This window comes from Glaesserella australis (assembly GCF_003260095.1).
In the GTDB taxonomy this organism is placed as follows: domain Bacteria; phylum Pseudomonadota; class Gammaproteobacteria; order Enterobacterales; family Pasteurellaceae; genus Glaesserella; species Glaesserella australis.
Map to the genome: position 1 here is coordinate 104,258 of NZ_PTPX01000018.1, position 20,001 is coordinate 124,258.

Genomic DNA, 20,001 nt, shown 5'->3' on the forward strand with positions numbered 1-20,001 from the left:
TTAGCTGGCCTAGAATGCTAGTCATTTACTTTGAAAATAACATCTTTCGTTTCCCAAATTTCTACGCCATCATTATGTAATATAAACTTAGCTTGCTTAGGAATAAGCTTCATGCATTTATGGAAAGAACAATCATCTTCTGTTCCATTCCCTTGCCCATATACTACTAACCTAAAAGGGTATTTTCCATTTGGATTACTACCCCATAATTTTTCAGCCACACTAAGAGACATTTTTACATAAGGGCATTCGTCAATATCTAATTGGATATATGCAGAAATGTCATCATCAATGTCTTTACCAGGAACAAGAGCTATCTGATTACAATTTTTAACTTCAGAATGCCAAGGTTTTGCTATTGACCAAGGCTTTAACAATAAAAGCTCTTTATCCATATCATAATCTGTGAACTTAACTGACATATTAAGTTCTTGATTCGCAATAAGAAAATTAGACGTCATGAACTTATTCAGTATAGGCTCTAATACTTTAGCATTGTCCAAATAGTAGGTAGGATTCCGTTTTTCTTCAAATTTATTCGCTAGAGGCTTAAGTAAGTCGTTACTAATCCAACTGTTAATCACTTCTTCATTCAACTCACGATCATTTTCTAAATAAGTTGAATACCCACGAATAATCTCATCAAACTCTAAGTTATTATACTCATCGTTGATATAGATAGGTTTAGCCGCACTTTCCCCTACTAACACGATAGGATCTGAGGAACCATCAATCACATTGCTATTATTAGCAAAAGCGGAGAATGACAAACTCCCTAGTAATAACGCAAGTCCTAATTTTTTCATTTCATTACTCCTTCTCATCATATGTAGTAAAATAAGTCTGCAATTCCTGTTCAAATGACTTCAATTTATTCATGTAGTCTTCAACTACTGTATACTTAAACTCATTAGGTTCTTTACGGATAACGCCAAATTTTTCACTTAACAATACAGCAGCAATAAAACCCGCATTATTGTTATTCCCTGATTGGTATAGCTCATTAAATTCATCTGTACCAAACTGTGTTCCTATCAAATGCTTTAGAAATTCTTTTATTTCAGAAAAGGTAATCCATACAGACGAAAAAGCTCCTATATCATCATTACCACATATTGATATGGCATACTCAGGTCTTGAATACGCTCTCCCTACATAAAAATAGATGGAAGAGCTACTATTCTTCAACTTCTTAGCTTCAAATTTCATATCTTTTAAAACTAGATATTCTTTACTTTTAATAAACTTTATTTCTGGCATCATATTCTCCATGATCAAATTTGGTACATTTACACAATGATAAAAGCACCAAATACCGCTCTTAAAAATGCCATTCAATAAATAGATAGACACATACCTATTTATAAATCACATTAAAAAAGCATCAATAAAATTGTCAAAATTATAAAGGGGGGGGATTGTCAAGCAGGGTGGTGAGTTTTTTATCTATATACATTAAAAATTTCAGCATAACAGTATTCATTTTTATACTGTTTTTCTTCAAGGTCTAACCAATCCTTTGTCTTTCCAAACTTAGGAAAAAAGCTAAAAAAAATGAATTTCTAATAGTTTAGCTAAAACAAACTCCTGTCTATTCTGTTCACCCGTAGCAAGCGATGTTAGTTTAGCATCTAGTTGAGATAGCTACTTACTCATTTCATATTAGTGTAGTTATAGGCTATATTATCCTAAATAGAAAATTTCGATATTATGTAGTAGTTGCACAAAGCTCAGAAAAGCTTAATGAAATTATAAGCCCTAAGTAAACAAGAAAAATAAACTAGGAATAAATAGAATTAAATACTAAACTAGTTTTGACAGAAATAGAGAAGAGTATAAAAAATGGAGCGGGAAACGAGACTCGAACTCGCGACCCCGACCTTGGCAAGGTCGTGCTCTACCAACTGAGCTATTCCCGCATTGATTTGGTAACTAATTTTTTATAAATGGTGCCCGAGGCCAGACTTGAACTGGCACGCCCCGAAAGGCGAGGGATTTTAAATCCCTTGCGTCTACCGATTCCGCCACTCGGGCACAACGCATAAAAAATGGAGCGGGAAACGAGGCTCGAACTCGCGACCCCGACCTTGGCAAGGTCGTGCTCTACCAACTGAGCTATTCCCGCAATAAAAACGCTACGATGTCGTAGCGAATTTGTGTGGCGCATTTTAGAGATTTTTAAACTTTTGTCAAATACAAATCTCAAAAATTTATTTATTCGGCTAAAAATTAGAAAATTCTTGAGAAAATTTCGGGCAGAATGCACTTTTTGCAGAAAATCGTACAAATCTACCCGCTTGCAATCCTACTCTTTTACCAAACCTTCAATCAACTCCGCCACAAACTTCAACCTTTCTTCCGCCCGTTCCATCGGTTTGGTAAATCTAAACTTCAATGGTCCGTCAAATTTATAGACGTTTTTATCTGCTTGAATCAGTTTTAAAAACTTCATCGGATCAGGCGTTGCCGTTGGTTTGAACTCGAGATAACCGCCGTGAATACCTGCATCGACTTTTTTCAGCTGTAACCCTTTTGCCAAATGGCGTAACTGGGTGATTTGGAACAGGTTTTTGGTCGCTTCTGGCAACAAACCGAAACGGTCGATCAGCTCGATTTTCAAGTCTTTAAGTGCTTCATCACTTTCGGCACTGGCAATGCGTTTGTAGAACGACAAACGCATATTCACATCAGGCAGATAATCGTCAGGCAGTAACGCAGGCACACGCAGTTCAATCTCAACTTGCTGCTGCGTAATTTCATCAAGGGTTGGCTCACGTCCTTCCTGCAAGGCTTTGACCGCATTTTCAAGCAGTTCCATATAAAGCGAAAAGCCCAAGCTCTCAATCTGTCCGCTCTGTTCGCTCCCTAGCAATTCGCCTGCCCCGCGAATTTCAAGATCGTGGGTCGCCAACACAAAACCAGCCCCAAGATTGTCGATAGTACTCATCGCTTCAAGTCGTTGCTGTGCGTCTTTGGTGAGCGTTTTTGGCGGTGGGGTCAGCATATAGGCGTAGGCTTGATGATGGGAACGCCCAACACGCCCACGCAGTTGGTGAAGCTGTGCCAAGCCGAATTTATCCGCTCGTTCAATGATGATCGTGTTCGCCGTTGGTACGTCAATCCCTGTTTCGATAATGGTTGAGCAGACCAACAGGTTAAAACGTTGATGATAAAAATCGGACATCACTCGCTCTAGCTCACGTTCACGCATTTGCCCGTGTCCGATCACAATCCGTGCTTCAGGCACGAGTTTTGCCAGCTCTTGAGCGGTATTTTCAATGGTTGCCACATCGTTATGCAGATAATAAACCTGTCCGCCACGCAGAATTTCACGCAAAATCGCTTCTTTAATCACCGTGTCATCGCTCTGTCGCACAAAGGTTTTGATCGACAAACGGCGAGCTGGCGGACTAGCGATAATCGACAGATCTCGCATTCCGTTCAACGCCATATTCAGCGTTCTCGGGATCGGCGTTGCGGTCAAGGTCAAGATATCGATATTGGCTCGCAACTGCTTGATCCGCTCTTTTTGTCGCACGCCGAAACGGTGTTCTTCGTCAATTACCAACAAGCCCAAATCCCGAAACTGCACATCTTCCTGCAACAATTTATGCGTACCGACCAAAATATCAACCTTACCTTCCGCCACTTTTGCCAAAATCTCTTTCTGCTCTTTGGCGGTTTTGAAACGAGAAAGCACTTCCACGTTGATCGGATAATTGGCAAAACGATCTTTGAAATTCTCAAAATGTTGTTGAGCCAACAGCGTTGTCGGGGCAAGGATCGCCACTTGTTTATGGTTCATCACCGCCAAAAAGGTCGCTCGCATTGCCACTTCGGTTTTGCCGAAGCCCACATCGCCACACACAAGGCGATCCATTGCTTTTGGCAAGCACATATCGCTGATGACCGCATTGATTGCGGTTTTCTGATCTTCCGTTTCTTCAAACGGGAATGTGTTGCTAAATTGCACGAACGCATCACGATCATACTCGAACGCAAAGCCTTTTTGCGACTCACGTTTAGCATATACATCAAGCAATTCCGCCGCCACATCACGAATTTTCTCCGCTGCTTTTTGACGGGTTTTCGCCCACGCTTCCGAGCCGAGCTTGTGCAACGGAGCATTTTCATCACTACCGCCGATATAACGGCTAATCAAATGTAACGAAGCCACTGGCACATAAAGTTTGGCATCATTGGCATACTGCAACACAAGGTACTCCGCCTTAATGCCGCCAGCGTCAAGGGTGGTTAAACCGGCATACCGCCCTACTCCATTTTCCAAATGCACCACCGCCTGCCCGATTTTCAGTTCGGCAAGGTTTCGGATCAGCGTATCAGGATTGACAGTTTTGCGGTTTCGCTCTTGGCGGCGACTTTGTTGTACCTTTTCACCCAACAGATCCGTTTCGCAAATAATCGCCAGTTTTTGACCGCTTGCATCAAGAATAAACCCTTGATCAAGCGGTGAGATTAAGAGCGAAATTTGCGAATTTATCTCGTCTAAAGTTTTCACCTGCTTCGGCTTGATATTGAGCGGTGCGAGTAGCTCGAGCAAGGTTTCCCGTCTGCCTTCGGTTTCCACCGAAAAGAGCAACTGCCCTTTAAATTTTTGTTGGAACTGCAAAAACGCCGCAAACGGCTCTTTCTGCCCCGATTGGATCGCCAGATCTGGCAACGGCTCAAGGTTGGCATTTTGTTTAGCGGCGGAACTACGGATTTTTTCCTGCGTTAGCGTTAAACGTGGATAATGTTTGAGCTGTTGATTAATGTAATCAATCGGGAACCAAAGCTGTTCAGGGGGCAGCAACGGACGCATTGGATCGACACGGCGACTTTCGTAGCGTGTTGCGATATCTTGTTGAAATTGCTCGGCTTTTTGTTGAATATCGGCAAAGGTAATAAACAGCGTTTGTTCAGGCAGATAATCAAACAGGCTCGCCATTTGCTCGAAAAAGAGCGGCTGCCAGTATTCAATCCCAGCGTTCAGTACGCCTTTGCTCACTTGTTGATAAATATGCTCAGGCTCACGGCGGATTTCTCCGAATTGTTCACGGAATTTGCCACGAAAATACTCGATCCCGTTGCTATCTGTCGGGAACTCGTGGGCTGGCAGTAAATTGATTTCGTCAATCTGCTCAATGGTGCGTTGATTATCCACATCAAAGGTGCGAATGGTGTCGATTTCATCATCAAAAAAATCCAAACGGTACGGCGAACTTGCCCCCATTGGATAGAGATCAAGCAACGCCCCACGCACCGCATATTCGCCATATTCCAACACCTGCTCTACCGCTCGATAGCCTGCATTTTCAAGCTGCAACCGCAATTTCTCAATAGAAAAACGGTCGCCTTTTTTAATCAGCAACACATTGTTCGCCAAATAGCTCGGCGGACAGACTTTTTGCAATAAGGTATTGATTGGCAACAGAAAAATTTGCTTCTGCCCTTGTTGCAACTGAAACAGAGCCGACAGCCGTGCGGAAATAATATCTTGATGTGGCGAAAAATTATCGTAAGGCAAGGTTTCCCAATCGGGAAAAAGTTGCACAGGCAAATGAGTAAAGGTCGGCAAACTTTTCTCCAACCGCAACGCCGTGCGAGTATCGGGCGTTACCACCACCGTCAAGCCTTGAAATTGCTGGCTTGCCTGCACAATCGCAAGGGTGTCCGAATGCCCGATTAAATTGCCTAAAGTTTGATGATCTTGATGAGTGCTGTCCGTTTTCGGCAGCCGAAATTGAAGTTCAAATGACATACAAGCGGTTTGATTTATCTGAAATTTTGCAAATAAGGGGATTGTACTCGCAATAGCGGGGAGTTGCAAAAAGTGGAAGAAATCAGACCGCTTGTATCAAGTCCCTACGCCAGCTTTTTAATAATCAACCGCTTAATTTGTCGTTTATCTTTACGTTCAACTGTGGTAATAGTGGCTTCAACTAAAGATTCTGATTCTACGCCGCAAAATTCGCCCGAGACATTTGATAAATTGGTAAATTGATTGCCCTGAAAATCAAAATTGCGTAACGTTTCAATTTCACCGTAATTTACATTTTTTCGTTGAATGTTTTTGATCCATTCCTGTTTGGAAAGAACAAGTTCTGACCCGACGTGAACTTCAAAATCGTCCGCCAATAATGCTTGTAATTGGGGAAAATCCCGATGTAACAAGGCATCATGTAATTGTTGAGTTAATTCAATAATCTCTGTCTGTGTGATTTCACGTTCTGCTTTGATCGATTTAATTGCAGGATAACTGCCTGCGACAGAAGCACTTAACCCGAGAAAAATAGCCAAAATTGGCTGCCAAAATTTTACTTTTTTCATTTCAATCTCTCCGATATTTTGGGTATATTATACGCAAATTTTCCCTTTGTCATACTCGGATTATGCGATGAATGTACAAAATATGATCTTGTGGCGTAAGTTCTTTTCAGGGCTGGCTTACACTGCAATGCAAAGTGTGTTTTTTATCTATTTGCAATACTATAAGGGCTTTGAAGCAAGTCAAATTGCGACCGCCTTTTCGTTACTTGTTTTTTCTAGCCAAGCTTTTTCGTTATTTGCGGGGTCGTGGGGCGACCGCTTTGGGCGTTCTTACATTATGTTGCTCGGCTGTTTGTTGGACACCTTTGCTTATCTGTTATTGTTGCTGACCAATCAATATGTATTTCTACTATTAGCAACATTCTGCTTTGGTTTTGGTAGCACCTTATTTGGTACGAATGCGAGAGCGTTTCTGCTCACCAATACTGCCGATAATTATGCATCAAAAGCAAAAGCACAAGGCAAATTTCTTAAAATCTCTAGCCTTGCGTCAATGGTTGCACCATTGCTTTCATTACCCTTTATTTTCTATCGTAAAGCGGAATGGTTAATTTGGCTGAGCTGTTTTATTGAAATTGCAATGTTGCTGTTTATGCTAAAAACAATGCCGAAAGATGAGTGTAAAGCGGTAAAAGGCGGGCGTTTTAAATTTAGCGAAGTGAAAGCGGTTTTAACTAGACGCTTTATTTTTGTTCATTTACTGCTCTTTATTCCGTTAGGCTTGGGCAGTGCGTTTTATGTGATTTTCCCTTATATTTTCACCAATTTGCTCGACCGACAAGAGTTAGTTTCCATTGTTTTCTTTGTAAATAACTTGATTGCGGTGTTGTTGCAATCCCGTTTTTCCCGCAAGCTCAATCTCGGTATCGCAAAATTGGTCTATATCAGCCCGATTTTGATTATGTTGCTGCTCTTGCCGTGGTTCTATACGTTGCAATCGCTCTCTGTAATTTCGGCATTTGCTTATTTAGCGATTTTTGCGGTGGTGATTTTATTTACCAATACAGCGTTGGCAAATGTGTTGGTGAAATTGGATAAAGGCGAAAATCAAGGGCTGATGTTTGGTATGTCAAAAATGATTTTAGCGATAACAACTGCCGTGATAATGAATGCGTTGCCGTTTGTATTTTTGATCTAGTCTGAAAAGCCATAACAAGCGGTCTGTTTGTCTGATTTTCTTGCAAAAAATCTTGTTTTATGTGGTAGTTGCACAAATACAGAGTAGGGGGTTATCCCCGCCCCTACAAGTTTTTTTGAGTTTTGTGCAACTGCTACATAAAACCGAAAAAATCGTGGAAAACAGACCGCTTGTCAACATTCGATCAATTAAATTCATGTTCTCCAAAGGCTTTGGCAATTCCAACCACCACATTCGTCGCCTGTTCCATTACATCGACTGAAATAAACTCAAAGCGTCCGTGGAAATTTTCGCCCCCAGTGAAAAGATTTGGCGTTGGTAAGCCCATATAAGAGAGGCGTGAGCCGTCAGTACCGCCACGAATTGGCTCTAGATTTGGTGTAATGCCTTGTGCTTTCATTACGCTTTCGGCAATGTCGATCAAATAGCGGTAATCTTTCACCACTTCATACATATTTCGATATTGTTCGACAATCTCGACTTTTCCGCAATATTCGCCATATTTTTGTTGCATTTGAGCCATACAAGCGGTGAGATAGCCGCCGAATTTTGCCAATTCTTCACGCTCAAAACTGCGTAAGATATAGTGAATGTGGCATTCGCTTAAATCCCCTTCAATGCCGTGCAACATAATAAAGCCTTCCCGTCCTTCGCTCGTGGCTGGGGTTAAGTGTGGTGGTAGACTATTTTGGAACTCACAAGCTCGCTCTAAGGCGTTAATCATTTTGCCTTTTGCTGTGCCAGGGTGAACACTACGTCCGTAGAAAGTCACGGTTGCTGCGTCAGCATTGAAGTTTTCATACTGTAATTCACCTAAAGGTCCTCCGTCTAAGGTATAAGCGACATCAGCACCAAAAGATTTTACATCAAAATGATCCGCCCCACGTCCGATCTCTTCGTCAGTCGTAAAGCCGATACGGATCTTCCCGTGTTTGATTTCAGGGTGAGCGAGCAAATACTCCACCGCTGAGAGAATAATCGCAATACCTGATTTATCGTCTGCACCAAGTAAGGTTGTACCATCAGTGGTGACGAGAGTGTGTCCAACCAAGCCGTTTAAATTCGGAAAATCTTTCGGCGAAAGATAATCTTCACTGCCTTTAAGCAGAATATCGCCCCCTGCATAATGTTCAATTACCTGAGGTTTAACGTTCTCGCCGTTGAAATCGGGTGAAGTATCAACGTGAGCCAATAACCCCAATACAGGAACCGCTTTGTCCGTATTGGCTGGTAAGGTGGCAAACAGATAGCCGTTTGGATCGACTTCAATCTCGGTCAAACCCATTGTTTCCATTTCGTTTTTTAACAGATGAAGTAAGTCCCACTGTTGCGGTGAACTTGGTACGGTAGTGCTTTTAGGGTCGGACGCGGTATGGATTTGAACGTAGCATAATAGGCGTTCGAGTAGGGCGGATTTGAATGGAATCATAGATACTCCTTAATGAGAAAATGGTTAAAGGTCGTTATGCGATTTCCCCTTTCTTTACCACAAACAACCGATCATCGCTCTGTTCTTGCCATTGCATCTGTTGTAACTGATCTTTTGTAATCGCAGTAACGAACACTTGTGAACCGCTTTGGCGTAGGCGGTGGGCGAGAAGTTCTCGTTTGGTGGGGTCAAGTTCGGAAGCGAAATCGTCTATCAAAAACAGACATTGTCGGTTTTTTTGGGCGATTAAGTATTCCCCTTGAGCAAGGCGTAAGGCACACATCAGCAGTTTGAGCTGTCCACGAGACAGCACATCTTCCACAGGTAAGCCGTTGGCTCGAAAGCGGAAATCGGCTTTTTGCGGGCCAACCATTGTGTAGCCCACCGCACGATCTCGCTCAAAGCCTTGTGCCAAAATCTCCGCATAATCGCTCTCTTTTTCCCAACCTTGATGAAAACTAACGCTAATGGTTAATTCAGGCAGGAAAAATTGGCAAGTCCGCTCAATTTCAGGGCGTAACGCTTCGGCGTAGTTGGCTCGCAGTTGACTGACAATTTGAGCCAGTTTCGCCAGTTCAATATCCCACGGTTTAAGTTCGCCGTAGTGTCGCACTTGGCTTAGGGCGGAATTACGTTGTTTGAGCAGGCGTTTTAGGTTCGCCCAATGTTGATAAAATTCGGGATATTGGTGAAACAGCCCCCAGTCCAAAAAGGCTCGGCGGTAAGTTGGTCCGCCGTTGAGTAGGGTCAAGCCTTCTGGGGTGATCACTTGCATTGGCAACAAGTGAGCAAGATCGGAAATTTTTTTGCCGTCTTCGCCGTTGATTTTAAGTGCGGTATCGCCCTGGCGGTTTTTTTGTAGCCCGACCGACCATTGATGTTTTGCTTCTTCAACTTTGCCAAAGAGCGTAAATTGATCTTGATCGTAGTGAATAATGCGGTTGCTGATGTGGCTTTTGAAAGATCTGCCGTGTCCGAGATAGAAAATCGCTTCAAGTAGGCTCGTTTTGCCGCTGCCGTTTTCGCCCACCAAAAAGTTAAAGCCGTGGCTTAATTCAAGATCCACGGCAGTGAGATTTCGGAAGTTGTTGATAATTAAACGGGATAGGGGCATTTTAACGTTTACAAGCGGTTAAATTTTTTATGGTTTTTGCGGACACACGCAGTGTGTCCGACTATCTGAAAATTATAATCTCATCGGCATAATCACATATTCTGCCGTTGCATTATCACAATCTTCAATCAAACAGCTTGAGCTTGAGTCCACAAGGCTAATTCGCACACGTTGGCACTTCAAGGTGTTTAACACATCTAACAGATAGCTCACGTTAAAGCCCACTTCCATTTCAGCACTTTGGTAAGAGACATCAATGATCTCTTCCGCTTCTTCTTGCTCTGGGTTGTTGGCGGTGATTTTTAATAGATTTTGATTGAGAGCCAAACGCACGCCACGGAAACGTTCGTTAGATAAAATCGCCGCACGCACTAAAGCACGTTTTAACACTTCCGCATCGGCTTCTAAAATACGATCTGCATTGCGTGGCAAGACACGGCGGTAATCAGGGAAACGTCCGTCAATCAATTTTGATGTGAAAACAATGCCATTCATTGACACACGCAAATTGCTTGTACCGATTTCTAAACGCACATTTTCGCTATTGTGGCTTACCAAGCGGGCTAATTCCAATACCGCTTTGCGTGGCACAATGACGGAATGGGTTAAGAGTTCTTGATTTAACGCCATTGTACAAACGGCAAGACGATGTCCATCTGTCGCAACTGTTCGTAATAAATTACCTTCTGTCTCAAACTTCATACCATTTAAGAAGTAACGTGCATCTTGGTTTGCCATTGAGAACTGTGTTGCATCAATCAAACGGGCAAGGGTGGCTTGCTCAATGGTGAAATCGACTTCAGGCTTCCAGTCCATTAAACTTGGATAGTCAGACGCTGGCAAGGTGGCAAGATTGAATTTACTGCGATCTGCACGGATAAAAACACGATCTTCGTCAAACTGTACCGAAATCACACTATCATCAGGTAAGCTACGGCAAATATCTAAAAACTTTTTCGCAGGAATAGTAAATTTGCCAGAAAAACTGACCGCTTCAAATAGTTCAGCTTGAGTAGTGAGTTCTACTTCTAAATCAGTTCCCGTTAAAGATAAACGGTTTCCTTCGATGTCTAACAAAATGTTGTTAATCACTGGCAGGGTTGGACGGCTGGTTAATACGCCACAAACCTGTTGTAACGGCTTGAGTAACTGCTCACGGGTAATAGTAAATTGCATAACAATTCCTTAAGACGATAATTTGCGTGTTAAATTAGTATAATCTTCTTGAATACTGTTGTCAGTATCTCTCAATTCATTAATCGTTTTGCAAGCGTGCATCACTGTTGTGTGATCACGTCCGCCAAATTCACGCCCAATTTCAGGCAAACTGTGGTTCGTCAGCTCTTTAGCAAGCGCCATCGCCATTTGACGTGGACGAGCAACCGAACGAGTACGGCTTTTCGATTTTAAATCTGTCATTTTGATATTGTAATATTCAGCAACCGTCTTCTGAATATTTTCTATAGTAATTAAATGATCATAAGAAGCGATGAGATCTTTTAGCGCTTCACGCACAGCATCTACCGTAATTTGACGCTTAGTAAAGCTACTCCAAGCAAACATACGATTTAATGCACCTTCTAGTTCTCGTACATTCGTTCTCAGTTTCTGACCTAGGAAAAATGCAACATCTTCGTTAAGTTTAACACCACGCGCTTCTGCTTTTTTCATCAAAATAGCTATACGGGTTTCAAGTTCTGGCGGTTCAATAGCGGCATTGACTCCCCAACTTAAGCGAGAACGAATTCGCTCTTCAATTTTTTCAATATTTTTAGGGAATACATCGGATGTCACAATAATTTGCTTACTGCGTTCAAATAACGAGTTAAAGGTATGGAAAAACTCTTCCTGCGTGATCTCTTTCTTAGCAAAAAACTGAATATCATCGATCATTAACACATCAAGAGAACGGTAAAACTTTTTAAAGTTTTCAATCGTATTTGCTTGTAACGCTTTTACCATGTCTTGCACAAAACGCTCTGAATGGATATAAACCACCCTTGCATTTGGGTTTTGCTTTAAAATTTCATTACCAATAGCATGTAATAAGTGGGTTTTACCTAAACCTGTCCCACCGTAGAGCGAAAATGGATTGCAATGGCTTTCACCAGGGTGATTAGCTACCTGCTGGGCTATGGCTTTTGCTAACTGATTTGATTTACCCTGCACAAAATTATCAAAAGTCAGTGTTTCAATCAGTCCTGTACGAAGAGTCGCTGATGTTGAGTCCTTCGTAACCATTGCGGTCTGAACAGGCTGAGTAATTTCTTGCTCAACAGGCTTAATACCAACTCGAATTTCTACACTCAAATTATCATTTTTTGATAATCCACGAGAAAGGGTAAGAATCTCATTTAAGAACTTCTCTTTTACCCAATTAGCCACAAATTGATTATGTGCATACAATACAAGATCACCATTTACCATACTTGCTTGCAACGGACGCAACCAAGTACTGTAATCAGTAGGCGACACTTTTGCTTGTAAATGACTCAAACAATCAGACCAAAGGGAAGACACTGTTAGCTCCAAATTAACTAGATGAAAAGGAGAGTATGATACCCGAAAATACCTTCGAAATCTTGTGAATTTTTAAGTGCAATCTCACTATCTTAGTAAAATAATGATATTGCCTTGCTATTATGCAACAGTTACATAAAACTCATCGTAAATAATTATCCAATTCCTATACTAAGTAATATGACATTACTCTTCATTTTAACCGACGAAGCCATTCAAAAACTAAAAAGGTACTACAACAAAATCGCAGTACCTTTCTTAATAAAAATGTAAAACGTTACTTAAATCTAGCCGCTTGTAAAATCAAATTAATCACGAAAGTTATTAAACTGAAACGGCTGCCCTAACTCTGCGGTTTTAACCAGCTGAATAGTGGCTTGCAAATCATCACGAGATTTCCCCATTACACGCACCGAATCCCCTTGGATTTGGGTTTGTACTTTAATTTTCGAGTCTTTGATAAGCTTAGTGATTTTCTTCGCCATATCACTCTCAATACCTTGTTTGAGCTTGATCTCTTTGCTGTAAAGTTTGCCGTGATGTTCGCTTTCCGTTGGAATATCAAGCGAGCTATGCTCAATACCACGTTTCACACAAGAGCCGATTAAAATCTCAATTAACTGCTCCAGTTGGAAATCTGACTCGGTTGTGAGTTTAATGCTCTCGTTTTTTTCATTCAACTCCATTACCGCTTCCACCCCACGAAAATCGTAGCGTGTACTTAACACACGGTTAGCATTTTCCACCGCATTACGCACTTCGTGCATCGTAATTTCAGATACAATATCAAAAGATGGCATAGTTTTCCCCTTATTCATTAAAAATTGCTTTAGCATTGAGCAACAACACCAACGCCGTTAAATCGCCAAAGTTTACCACAAATTCCGCTTGTTCTTGTACTTTTGGTTTTGCGTGTAGTGCCACGCCTAAACTGGCTGTTTTTAACATCGGCAGATCGTTAGCTCCATCGCCCACGGCAACCCATTGCGATTGTGGGATCGAAAAACGTTCTGCAAGAGCTTGTAGTGTTTCTGCTTTATATTGAGCGTCCACCACTTTGCCTAACACCTTGCCTGTCAATTTGCCGTCAATAATTTCAAGTTGGTTTGACACCGCATAATCTAAGCCGTAGGTCTGTTTGAGATAATCGGCAAAATAATCAAAACCGCCTGAGGCAATCGCCAGTTTCCAGCCGTGAGCTTTTAAGATCTCGACCATTTGCTCAAAGCCGTCCATAAGCGGTAGTTTTTCACGCACCTTTTGCAAAATCGCTTCAGGGGCATTTTCTAGCGTGCCAACCCGTTTACGCAAACTTTGCTCAAAATCCAACTCGCCACGCATTGCACTGGCGGTAATGGCTGAAACGATTTCCCCTGTGCCAGCTAGTTTTGCAATTTCGTCAATGCACTCAATTTTAATCGCTGTTGAGTCCATATCCATTACAAGTAAACCTTGCTGTGTCAGGGTTGGTATAATTTCTAATGAGCTGAAATCCGCCTGTACTGCTTGGGCTTTTTCACGCAAACAAGCGGTCAGATCTCCCTGAAAAAATGCAATTTGATAGCCTAAATAGACCGCTTGTTTAACAAGGGTAGCGGAACTGGCTTGGGCAAATTGAGCAATTTGCTCTGCGGTTAATGTTTTGCTGTAGATAAAAAAGGTTTGTGACATAGTGATTCCAAGATGTTGTGTGAATTGTTGCTAATTTAGCAAAATTCCGTGCTACAATCACGCCCCAATTTATGAGGGCAAATATGTATATTTCTCGTGAAAAAGCAGTAAAAAGCAGTGTTATTGCACTAATTATCGTGTTGTGCCTTGCTGTTGTTGGTGTGATTCTAAATGGCATCGGTCACTTCAAAGTCGGATCACAACTTGCAGGGATTAACCAAGTGACAAATCTTTCGCATTTGTTGGTGCGTCAACAGGCGAATCTCTTTTCATTAATGTTGGTAAAAAATACCAAAAATGAAGAGCTTATTGAAGCGCTTGATGCCTTTGCTAAAGAAGAATTTGTGATTGATGCAAACCTATATTCTGCATCAGGTAGTTTGATTGCACAAAGTAGAAATGCGGTCGAATTTAATCCTAAATTAAATGGTGAAAATCCAGAAACAATAAAAACGACGCAACAAATTGTCGAGCCTATTTTTGCTAAAGATGATTTGATTGGCTTTTTACGTGTCACTTTTGATACGCAATATGGGCAGACAACACAGAGTAAAGTCAATGAGCTATTTCACTTACTTTACGGAGAACTTATTATCCTATTTCTCGCAGGAGGATTATTTGTCAGTTGCTTTTTCTATTTTTCAGGCAGAGATAGTGCGATCGCAGCATTACCGATAAAACTAGCAACGACGACATTCAAAAGCCAAGCACAACGATTTCACTCTCGTCGACGGGCTTTTCGCCGTAAATGATTGTAATTCGGGCAAGGGAGAGTATAATATCGCCCGTTTTTGTCTTTATGACACTATTAATAAACTAAACTTAAACCTAATCCAAAGAGGAATAAATGGCTAAAGAAGATTGCATTGAAATGCAAGGTACAATTTTAGAAACCTTACCTAACACGATGTTCCGTGTAGAACTTGAAAATGGACACGTTGTCACAGCACATATTTCAGGAAAAATGCGTAAAAACTATATCCGTATTTTAACGGGAGATAAAGTGACCGTTGAAATGACACCATACGATCTAAGCAAAGGTCGTATTATTTTCCGTGCGAGATAATATTTTATAAATACGAAAATTATTCATAGGTAATAGAACTATTGCCTATGTTTTTCTCAGTACTTATGAAAAACCGCTTGTATAGAATACAAGCGGTTTTTTCTTTTATATTTCTGCCATTATTGCTCTTCTTTTGGTAAACGTTTAATCGCGTAAACTAATCCACCCCAAATAATAACAAGAGCAACACACATCATTGTAATTGCGATAGAACTCATATTTATTCTCCTTTATGTTCTGCTAATGTCTCATCCTTCCATTTTAAACGTGAAAGGAAAAATGCGATAACAACTAAGCTGATTGCCATTCCCCAACCAAAGATATTCACAAACCAGCTTGGGTAGCCTTCGTAACCTTCAGACAATACTTTTGCTCCTTCACTTAATAACATAAATGCAAGAACACCTGTTGTTAAGATAATGCATAGACGCCAGAAGAAACCGACCTTAAATGATGATGTTTCATTCAAGTGATTACCTAAGGTGCTTAATTTTTCATTAGTTACGATAGCAACAAGAGAAACAAATGCAACAGCTACGATACCAAAGTAGTTTACAAATTTATCTAATACATCAAGCATTGGTAAACCTGTTGTCGTACCAAAAAGCATAACTGATAAGAACATCATTGGAAGCCCAACAATGAAGGTTACTTTTACACGTCCTACACGCAACTTATCTTGTACTGCAGAAATAATGACTTCAATAACAGAGATAAAAGATGTGATTGCTGCAAAAGTTAATGAACCGAAGAAGAGTACACCAATTAATTCACCAAATGGAGCTTGGTTAATGATCGTTGGGAATGCAAAGAATGCTAAACCGATACCACCTTTTGCCACTTCACTCACTTCTTGTCCAGCCGCTGTTGCCATAAAGCCAAGAGCAGCAAATACACCGATACCTGCGAGTACTTCAAATCCACTGTTTGCAAAGCCAACAACTAGACCACTTCCTGTTAAATCAGAGTTCTTTTTCAAATATGAAGCGTAAGTAATCATAATCCCGAAACAGATAGAAAGTGAGAAGAAGATTTGTCCGTAAGCTGCAATCCATACACTTGGGTCAGAAAGTTTTGACCAGTTTGGTGTGAACAATGCATCTAAACCTTTTGCTGCACCAGGTAAAGTTAATGAGTAAAGCACTAAGATAGTGAACATGACAACCAATAATGGCATTAAAATATTAGATGACTTAGAAATCCCTTTTTGAATGCCAAGTGCCAAAATACCTAAAGAGATTAACCAAACTGCAATTAATGGACCTGTTACCATTCCGACAAATTCAAAGCTGATACCTTGGTTAATATCACCCATTTTTAAGAATTCGCCGATAAAGAAGTCAATTGGCTTGTCTCCCCAAGCGCCATTAATTGAGAAGAAGGTATAACTTGCAGCCCAACCTAAAACGACGGCATAGTAGAGTCCAATAATGACGTTAACAAGTACTTGCCACCAACCAAATGTTTCAAAGCTACGGTTGAAGCGACGATAAGAGAGTGGAGCACCACCACGGTGACGGTGACCAATAGCATAATCTAAGAAAAGTAATGGGATACCAGCGGTTAACAGCGCAATGATATAAGGGATCATAAACGCACCACCACCATTTTCATAGGTTACATAAGGGAAGCGCCAAATGTTACCTAAACCAACGGCAGAACTAATCGCTGCCATAATAAATGCACCACGACCAGAGAATGTTTCTCTTGATGCAGTTGACTTCACGCTAGACACGGTAAATACCTCAAATAATATAATAAATAACAAAAATTAAACGAGTTAATACTCGTAAGCTAGCAATATGCCTAACAATCAAAAGAAAGTAAAGGATGAAAATTTTGCAACAACCCAGTTTTTACGATCTTTACCAGATTAAAAAACTAATGATTACTACTAGTTTTAGTTTTTTAATCTAAATTATTCAATTTTTTAGAAGGTTATCATTTTCAGAGAATACACAATTAGTATAAGAAATTTTTTTACGATTTTAACAAATTTTTTAAAAATTTAATCTCTCCACTGAATTTGGCATTCCACCTGAATATTCTCTGCAGATTTACCTTGTAGCTTTCTTCTAATTAATGAGAAGGTTTGTAAAGCTATTTGTTCATGATCTTGCCGAATAGAATGAATATGAAAAGGGAGAGCATTTAACAGATCATGATCATCAAAAGTCGCTAAATGCAATTCTCTATTTAAAAGCTTATCCATTTGCTTATGCTGGGTTAAATAACGCAGCACACCTTCTAAAATAGTATAAGATGCAGTAAAAATCGCTTCAGGAAGACGCCCTAGACGTTCTACTAATTCTGTCATCATTTGGTACCCCGACTCGGATTGGTAATCTTTGTGCAAAATCCAATCAGGATTTTCAAGTAAATTTCCGTTTCTAAGCCCTTGAATGAACCCATTTAAACGAGATTGGCTAGGGGAAAGGGATGATTGCCCTCCAAAATAAAAATATTCTTTAAGTTGATAACGCTTGATAGTAAGGGCAACAAGTTCTGCAATTTTGTCTGTATCAGCACTGATGACATAACCTAATTCAAGATTAGGCACATATCGATCTAACTGTAATACTAAAGTATGCTTTAAAATAGATTTATAGTATTTAGGATCTTGATGAGTCGGTGCAGTAATCAATAGATCAATTTGACGATCGAGTAAGCGCTCAATCGCCTGTTTTTCTTGCTGTGGATTATCATCTGAACAAGCAATCACAAGCTGTAAGCCATTTTCTCGACATAATCTCTCTAAGGTTTTTGCCGTAGATGCAAAACCATAGTTGGTAAGATCAGGAATGACTAAGCCAATCACATTAGTACGGCGAAGTTTTAATGCCTTTGCATAAGCATTCGCACGATATCCATACTGTTTAGCAATAGATTCCACTTTTTGACAAGTTTCAGGACTAATACGAAATTGCTCTGCTTGACCATTTAAAATCATACTTGCCGTTGTTTTAGACACACCTGAAAGTTGAGCAATATCATTAAGTGTTAGGCGTTTCCGCTGAGATTTAATTTCCATATTTTCTCCTTTAAATAAAAATGGGGCATAATTATTATTGTGTCGTGCCCCATCCGATATTAACTATTTTTCGCAAATTTTCGTCACAGTTACAAGTTGGATCTCAATATTTCTTGATGTTTCTAAACAATTTCGACGATTCGCGATAAAGAACCTTGATGTCATTGCTTTCTCGCCGTCATTCAGGAAAATTTCCACTACCGAGCGATCAAAAAAGATTTCGACCTTTTCTAGTTTTTCCACTTCACAATAACGCTGTTCGCCAAATTGTTGCATTAGCTCCGTCTGCTCTGTGTGAGAGCGATCAAGGGTCACTACGCCGTTTTCATAGCGGAAAGTCAAATGTTGCCCCTCGTCGTTATCGAAAAAGCGGATCACAAGCGGTCGGTTTTCGACATTAAATTGCAAATAAGCGGTATCGAGATTGTCAATTTCAGCAATTCCATTCACACTTAACTCTGCTTGATGCTCAAGCCCTGCATAAACTTCTTTTACAGGCTGTTGGAACACTTTGCCCTGCTTCACTTCAAGCTGGCGTGGCATTGTGAGCATTGAATGCCACTTATATTTATCTGTTGGATAGGTCAAATCAGGCAAGCCCACCCAGCCGAATAAAATCCCCCGTGCATTTTGTACCGTTTGTGGTGCGTAAAAATCAAAGCCGTAATCGAGTTCCTCAATATGCTCTGCGGTCAGGGTTGTGCCGTTTAAGGTTCCCAACGCATAGGTTGCGTGGTAGTTATTTTGGAAGCGTGTTTTTTCACGCCCTTTGCCCTGTGGCGACCAAACGAACAGATCTTTATCAGCAAGGCGGAACAAATCAGGACATTCCCACATAAATACTTTGCTGTTGTCAAAGTCGTTAATCGCTATTTCAGATAGCAAACGGGGCGTAGCTTCAAGGTTATCCATTTCATAGAGCAAAGCTGTGCCAGTGAGATTTTCTCTTTGCGCCCCAAGCACAAAACGGATTTTGCCCTCTTGGGTGACGAACGGTTTTGGATCACGCACGTGTTCTGTATAGCCTTGTGGAGCTTGATCGATAATGCAACGCTTTTCAAGCAATTTGCCCGATTTATCGAAAATCGCAATGTTTTGATGTGGCACACGCTGATTATCACTGGCTCGGCGAGTGTTGCCTGTGTAAAACGCCACGATTTTATCCTGCCACAAAATCGCTCCACCCGAATAACAGCCGTGAGACTCAAACATTTCATCAGGAATAAGCGGATCGGCTTCGGTAAAGGTTCGGAAATCGTAGGTGATAAAATGTTTCCAGTGCTTCATACCGTGCAAGGCATCGTAAGGGAACCATTGATAGAAAATGTGATATTTTTCGCCATCAAAAATCAACCCGTTTGGGTCGTTAAGTAGCCCTGTTGGTGGGGCAAGGTGATAAGTTGGACGGAAATCGTGATCTTGCTCAACGATTTGGCGAACGGCTTGAAGTTCACCCGCCTCTTGAGCGTGTAGGCTTTTGTATTTACCTTGATTGAAAATGTGCATAGTGGGAACCTTGTGGGTAATTCCCCTCTCACTAGCTTTCCCCCCCGTTTACGGGGGAGGGTTAGGGTGGGGGGATTGCAACAACGTTGCAAGATTTTAGTCAAAAATAACCGCTTTTGCCCTCTCTCTGCCCCAAATAGCCTTACGCTATTTTGGGCTGTCTCTCTCCCGTAAACGGGAGAGAGTATAATTGGTA

General features: G+C 41.0%; 17 protein-coding genes and 3 tRNA genes. 3 read left to right on the top strand and 17 right to left on the bottom strand.

Features of this window, described 5'->3' with window-relative positions; translation table 11 throughout:
- Positions 1-17: 17 nt before the first annotated feature.
- The 7 genes from C5N92_RS09575 to C5N92_RS09605 form a co-directional block, all read right to left on the bottom strand.
- Complete coding sequence (locus tag C5N92_RS09575) at positions 18-806, bottom strand: hypothetical protein (protein WP_111750629.1); 789 nt, start codon at positions 804-806, stop codon at positions 18-20.
- A 4-nt stretch (positions 807-810) separates the two neighbouring features.
- Positions 811-1,263, bottom strand: a complete 453-nt coding sequence (locus C5N92_RS09580) for a hypothetical protein (RefSeq protein ID WP_133254062.1) — start codon at positions 1,261-1,263, stop codon at positions 811-813.
- A 580-nt stretch (positions 1,264-1,843) separates the two neighbouring features.
- Positions 1,844-1,919 (bottom strand) — tRNA-Gly (locus C5N92_RS09585).
- 28 nt (positions 1,920-1,947) lie between these two features.
- Positions 1,948-2,034, bottom strand: a tRNA-Leu gene (locus C5N92_RS09590).
- A 15-nt stretch (positions 2,035-2,049) separates the two neighbouring features.
- A tRNA-Gly gene (locus C5N92_RS09595) sits at positions 2,050-2,125 on the bottom strand.
- Positions 2,126-2,305: 180 nt separating this feature from the next.
- Positions 2,306-5,761: a transcription-repair coupling factor gene (gene mfd / locus C5N92_RS09600; protein ID WP_111750631.1), complete on the bottom strand. Its 3,456-nt coding sequence runs from the start codon at positions 5,759-5,761 to the stop codon at positions 2,306-2,308.
- A 104-nt stretch (positions 5,762-5,865) separates the two neighbouring features.
- On the bottom strand, positions 5,866-6,330 hold the full coding sequence (locus C5N92_RS09605; RefSeq protein WP_111750632.1) for a nuclear transport factor 2 family protein: 465 nt from the start codon (positions 6,328-6,330) through the stop codon (positions 5,866-5,868).
- 67 nt (positions 6,331-6,397) lie between these two features.
- Between C5N92_RS09605 and C5N92_RS09610 the strand changes: the two genes are divergently transcribed.
- The gene (locus C5N92_RS09610; RefSeq protein ID WP_111750633.1) at positions 6,398-7,468 is read left to right on the top strand and encodes an MFS transporter; all 1,071 of its coding nucleotides are present in this window, start codon (positions 6,398-6,400) and stop codon (positions 7,466-7,468) included.
- Between the two features lie 184 nt (positions 7,469-7,652).
- Here the strand turns inward: C5N92_RS09610 and pepT are convergent, their stop codons facing one another.
- The 6 genes from pepT to serB form a co-directional block, all read right to left on the bottom strand.
- Positions 7,653-8,897: a peptidase T gene (gene pepT / locus C5N92_RS09615; RefSeq protein ID WP_111750634.1), complete on the bottom strand. Its 1,245-nt coding sequence runs from the start codon at positions 8,895-8,897 to the stop codon at positions 7,653-7,655.
- 34 nt (positions 8,898-8,931) lie between these two features.
- On the bottom strand, positions 8,932-10,011 hold the full coding sequence (recF, locus tag C5N92_RS09620) for a DNA replication/repair protein RecF (RefSeq protein WP_111750635.1): 1,080 nt from the start codon (positions 10,009-10,011) through the stop codon (positions 8,932-8,934).
- A gap of 72 nt (positions 10,012-10,083) precedes the next feature.
- A complete protein-coding gene (gene dnaN / locus C5N92_RS09625) occupies positions 10,084-11,187 on the bottom strand; it encodes a DNA polymerase III subunit beta (protein ID WP_111750636.1) in 1,104 nt (367 codons plus the stop codon).
- A gap of 9 nt (positions 11,188-11,196) precedes the next feature.
- Positions 11,197-12,543, bottom strand: coding sequence for a chromosomal replication initiator protein DnaA (gene dnaA, locus C5N92_RS09630; protein ID WP_181015881.1), 1,347 nt, complete (start codon positions 12,541-12,543; stop codon positions 11,197-11,199).
- 296 nt (positions 12,544-12,839) lie between these two features.
- On the bottom strand, positions 12,840-13,331 hold the full coding sequence (locus tag C5N92_RS09635) for a YajQ family cyclic di-GMP-binding protein (RefSeq protein WP_111750638.1): 492 nt from the start codon (positions 13,329-13,331) through the stop codon (positions 12,840-12,842).
- Between the two features lie 10 nt (positions 13,332-13,341).
- On the bottom strand, positions 13,342-14,202 hold the full coding sequence (gene serB, locus C5N92_RS09640) for a phosphoserine phosphatase SerB (RefSeq protein WP_111750639.1): 861 nt from the start codon (positions 14,200-14,202) through the stop codon (positions 13,342-13,344).
- A gap of 83 nt (positions 14,203-14,285) precedes the next feature.
- Here serB and C5N92_RS09645 point away from each other — a divergent pair, with 83 nt between their 5' ends.
- Both C5N92_RS09645 and infA read left to right on the top strand, forming a co-directional pair.
- Positions 14,286-14,954, top strand: coding sequence for a YtjB family periplasmic protein (locus C5N92_RS09645; RefSeq protein ID WP_111750640.1), 669 nt, complete (start codon positions 14,286-14,288; stop codon positions 14,952-14,954).
- A gap of 95 nt (positions 14,955-15,049) precedes the next feature.
- Positions 15,050-15,268 carry a translation initiation factor IF-1 gene (gene infA, locus C5N92_RS09650; RefSeq protein WP_005712424.1) on the top strand — a complete coding sequence of 73 codons (219 nt, stop codon included), beginning with the start codon at positions 15,050-15,052 and terminating at the stop codon, positions 15,266-15,268.
- Positions 15,269-15,387: 119 nt separating this feature from the next.
- On the opposite strand, the gene C5N92_RS09655 is transcribed toward infA, so the two are convergent.
- The 4 genes from C5N92_RS09655 to C5N92_RS09670 all read right to left on the bottom strand — a co-directional run bounded on the left by C5N92_RS09655 (position 15,388) and on the right by C5N92_RS09670 (position 19,805).
- Entirely contained in the window at positions 15,388-15,486 is a 99-nt protein-coding gene (locus tag C5N92_RS09655; RefSeq protein ID WP_111750641.1) for a methionine/alanine import family NSS transporter small subunit, read from the bottom strand.
- Between the two features lie 2 nt (positions 15,487-15,488).
- Positions 15,489-17,003 carry a sodium-dependent transporter gene (locus tag C5N92_RS09660; protein ID WP_369828929.1) on the bottom strand — a complete coding sequence of 505 codons (1,515 nt, stop codon included), beginning with the start codon at positions 17,001-17,003 and terminating at the stop codon, positions 15,489-15,491.
- Positions 17,004-17,276: 273 nt separating this feature from the next.
- Entirely contained in the window at positions 17,277-18,299 is a 1,023-nt protein-coding gene (locus C5N92_RS09665; protein WP_111750642.1) for a LacI family DNA-binding transcriptional regulator, read from the bottom strand.
- A 63-nt stretch (positions 18,300-18,362) separates the two neighbouring features.
- Positions 18,363-19,805, bottom strand: a complete 1,443-nt coding sequence (locus C5N92_RS09670) for a glycoside hydrolase family 32 protein (RefSeq protein WP_111750643.1) — start codon at positions 19,803-19,805, stop codon at positions 18,363-18,365.
- Positions 19,806-20,001: the final 196 nt, after the last annotated feature.